This window comes from Rhizobium alarense (assembly GCF_021555155.1).
Lineage (GTDB): Bacteria > Pseudomonadota > Alphaproteobacteria > Rhizobiales > Rhizobiaceae > Rhizobium_D > Rhizobium_D alarense.
In genome coordinates, this window is record NZ_JAKGBU010000090.1 from 17256 (window position 1) to 20986 (window position 3731).

General features: G+C 70.7%; 4 protein-coding genes. All 4 read right to left on the reverse strand.

What is annotated here, in order from left to right:
• Positions 1-1591, reverse strand: a 1591-nt coding sequence (locus tag LXM94_RS21725) for a baseplate multidomain protein megatron (RefSeq protein ID WP_235773566.1), incomplete at its 3' end; no start/stop codon positions are given.
• Positions 1592-1606: 15 nt separating this feature from the next.
• Entirely contained in the window at positions 1607-2065 is a 459-nt protein-coding gene (locus LXM94_RS21730; protein WP_235773567.1) for an NlpC/P60 family protein, read from the reverse strand.
• On the reverse strand, positions 2058-2948 hold the full coding sequence (locus tag LXM94_RS21735; protein WP_235773568.1) for a DUF2163 domain-containing protein: 891 nt from the start codon (positions 2946-2948) through the stop codon (positions 2058-2060). Before LXM94_RS21735 ends, LXM94_RS21730 begins: the two co-directional genes overlap by 8 nt.
• Complete coding sequence (locus tag LXM94_RS21740) at positions 2945-3586, reverse strand: DUF2460 domain-containing protein (protein WP_235773569.1); 642 nt, start codon at positions 3584-3586, stop codon at positions 2945-2947. The genes LXM94_RS21735 and LXM94_RS21740 overlap by 4 nt, the downstream gene beginning before the upstream one ends.
• Positions 3587-3731 lie beyond the last annotated feature (145 nt).

The following is a 3731-nucleotide window of genomic DNA, read 5'->3' on the forward strand; positions in this document are numbered from 1 at the left end:
TGTCGATGCCGACCGCATCGATCGCCGGATGCGACCAGAGCGGATCGAGGTTGAAATGCACCGCGCCGCTGCCGTCGGCCGGGTGATAGCCGAAATATTCGCTCCAGTCGGCGCCGTAGGTGAGCTTCGTTCCCGCCCCGACGATGGCGCGCACGTCCGTCGCGAGGTCGCAGAGCGCCTCGACGAAGGGAAAGGCGCCGCTGCCGTCGCGCAGATGGGTCAGGCCGCGCATTTCCGATCCGATGACGAAACCGTCGACCCCGCCCGCCGCCTCTGCCAGCAGCGCATAGTGCAGCACCATGCGGCGGAAGCCTTCATCACCGCCCGGACCGTGCACCGAGGTGCCGATCACCGCAAAATCCCCCGCCTCCGCCCCGCCGGCGAAGCCTTCCACCTGCGTCCGTGCCGCGCCGCTTCCGTCGACGCTGCCGGGCGCGCCGGTCGCGGGCATGCAGGTGATGCGGCCGCGCCAGGGATAGGCCGCCTGCCGCGCGCCGCCATAGGGGTCCGGCAGGTCGTTGTCTTCCGGCACGTCCATCAGGATGAACGGATAGAGATAGACCTCCAGCCCGCGTGCCCTGAGGTCCCGGATCGCCGCCACGACGCTGGCGTCGGAAGGCGTGCCGCCATAGGCCGGACCGCCGTTGTTGCGGCTGACCACATGCGCCGCATCGCGCCCGATGCCAGAGACGGACCAGGCGACGCTCTCTTCGCTGCGATGCCCGACCTCGACGCCCGGCAGGATGCGGCAGTGCCCGGCCCTCAGGTCCGTGCCGAACCAGGCGACGACGAGCCCGACGCGGGCAAGGTTCGGGCAGAGCGCCTGCAATTCGTCGATCGAGGCCGACCAGTCGCTCGCCGCGACGAGCGTGTTGCGGTTGATGTTGCGTCCCTTGCCGCGGCCGAGCTTCTCCGTCACGACCGCCGGGCTGTAGCCGTGCTCGGTGGAGGCCGGGATCACCGTCACGGCGCGGATCTTCTCCTCGAGCGTGCCGACCGGCCGCAACACCTCGAACTGGAGGACCGGGATGCGGTTGCCGTAGACGTCGAGCGGCAGGCGCTCAAACACCGCATAGGCAAGGCCGCGATAGGCCGGCGTGTTTTCCGCCCCCTGCTTCGCCTCGATCAGCGGGTCCGGCGCCTGGCCCTCCCCGCCGCGATGGACGCGCATCTCGATCGTCGTCAGGTCGATCTCCCGTCCGTCCGCCCAGACGCGCCTGACCGCGGCGATCGGTCCCTCGCAGAGGCCGACCGCGAAATTGCCGAAATAGCTGTAGGTCTCGACCCGCGCGCCGCCGCCCTTGCCGCCGGTGCGCTCCGAGCGCACCTCCTCCTCGAAGCGTGTCGCCCAGATCAGCGTGCCGCCGACCCTCGCCGTGCCGTAGACGCGGCTCACTGCGGTCCCCTCGTCCGCACCCGGAATACGCCCGTCGGAAAGCCGCGCACCGGTCACCGTCGTCCGGCTCGTCAGCAGCGTCCGGTCGACGGCCGAACCGGCGAGCCCGCCGACCGCGCGGCCGAGGATCGCGCCGAACGGGCCGAACAGCCCGCCGATCGCCGCACCCGCCGCCTGCAGGAGAATGGTCGCCATGGTCCGAACCCTCGTTCAGCGTCTGTCGGGAAAGCGGAAGACCGCCGCGATGCGCCGCCGCCAGCCCGGCACGAGCGGCGATTCGACGACGGCCGCCTGTTCGTAGGCATGGATGAAGCGGTCGGCACCGCTCAAAATACCGAGATGTTTCGCCGCGCAGCCCGCGCGCCAGCGGAAGACAAGAAGGTCGCCCGGCCGCGCCTGCGGCAGGGGCAGTGCTGCGCCGCAATGGCGCTCCGCCGCGGCGATCAGCGGGTCGCCGCCGCTGCGCTCCGCCCAGTCCGGCTGGTAGGGGCCGGGACGTTCCGGCTCGGCGCCGTAGAGCTCGCGCCAGAGGCCCCGCACCAGGCCCAGGCAGTCGCAGCCCACGCCCCTGCGGCTCGCCTGGTGGCGGTAGGGCGTGCCGATCCAGCCGCGCGCCGCGGCGACGATGGCGTCCCCGGTCTGCCTGGTCGCCCCGGTCTGTTCAGTCATGGAGCGGCCGTCCGTCATGCACGGTCTCCCCGTCCGCATAGCCATAGGTGAAGTCGCTGCCGGGCATGTGGGGAAAGCCCCGGAAATTGAGCGCATTGGCGAATTTCTGCCGGCAGGTGGAAAACCGCTTGTCGCAGCCCGCGACGATGCGGAACGGGTCGCCCTCGGCGATTGCCAGCGGCGGCGGCAGCCAGAGCGTCACGTCGACGCCCGCCTCCGTCCGGCGATGGTCGGCGACGTCCAGCGCCGCCCCGTCATTGGCGCCGCCCGTGAAGGTCAGCACGCCGTAGCGGAAGAAGCGGTCGGAAAAATCGCCGAGGCCCGCGACCTTGAGATGCGTCGCGTCGCGGATCGTCGTGACGCTGCCCTCGCCGCGCCAGGCCGGCGCATCGGCATTCATGCCGCAGCGCGGATCGCCGAAATCGGCGTCGCAGCCATGGCCGTAGATGCGGCCGCTCACCCGGTCGAGCGCGTGTGTCAGGCGCCTGAGCTCGGCGCGGAAGGCGCCGCCCGCCCGCGTCACCTCGCCGATCTCGCCGACGCGCAACAGCAGCCGCTGGTCCACGTCCTGCCAGTTGACGAGGAACAGCTCGACGCGCGCACCGTCGTAGCGTCCGGCCGCGAGATCGTCCTCCCCGATCGCGTCGGCGGAAAACGCGCCCGCCACCTCGCCCGAAACGGACGAAAGGTCGGCGGCAGCCTCGGCGTCGCTCGCCTGGAAGCCGCTCGCGGCGCGAAAGGTCGTGCCGGCGAAGGTGAGGTCGCGGTCGTGCTCGGTGAAGCCGAGCACCGTGCCGTCCCGCCGCGTCACCCGCCAGGCATGGCAGACCGTCGTCACCGGCGTCGCGAGATGGTCCGCGAGCCCGTCCGAAATCGTCCTCATGGCCTGATCTCCACCAGCGGGATTGTCGGGATGCGTCCCGCCTCGAACTGCGACAGGTCGATGTCGATGCGGTCGGTGTCGAAGCGCACCGGCACGTCGAAGGCGTAGCCCGCCTTCACCACCGCACCGTCGGCAGGCGCCGCGCCGGGATTGAAGCGCACGATCCCGGTATCGTATTCGACCTCGAAGAGGTCGCTCGACACCATCTCGCCGGAGACCGCGACGATGACGGTGCCCTCCACGGGCTTTTCGATGATGCGCTCCGTCGACCCGCCGCCGTCGGCGTAGGTCTTGACGAGCTGGAAGCCGCGCTGCACGCCGTCGCCGGTGCCGATCTTCTGGTCGGTCGCCGCCGGCGTGCCGAGCGGGCCGCAAGACTTGAAGTCCACCGGATCGCGGAACCGGAAGCCGTAGAACTGCCCTGCGCGCGCCTCGAAGAAGGCGAGCACCTCGTAGAGGTCGGCGACGGAGCGCACGCCGGATCCGGCGTCGTAGCGCCGCCGCGCGTCCTGCCAGCGCCGGTTGCGGTTCTCCCGCCCGTTGGACAGGCTGACGATGTCGGTGCGCCGGACCGGCCCGCCGCTTGCCCCGAGCGCGACGCGCAAGGGAAAGCGCACCTCGTGAAATCCGTTGGCCATGGGTTCTCCTCGTGAAAGGCACAGCCGGCATCCCCTCGCGGGGCGCCTGCCGTTCCGCGCTAAAGTGTGTCGCGTCTATCTGGAGCCATTCTGTTGGCTCAAACGGAGTCGGATGGTCGACCGGCCGGCGCGTGTCGTAGCCATG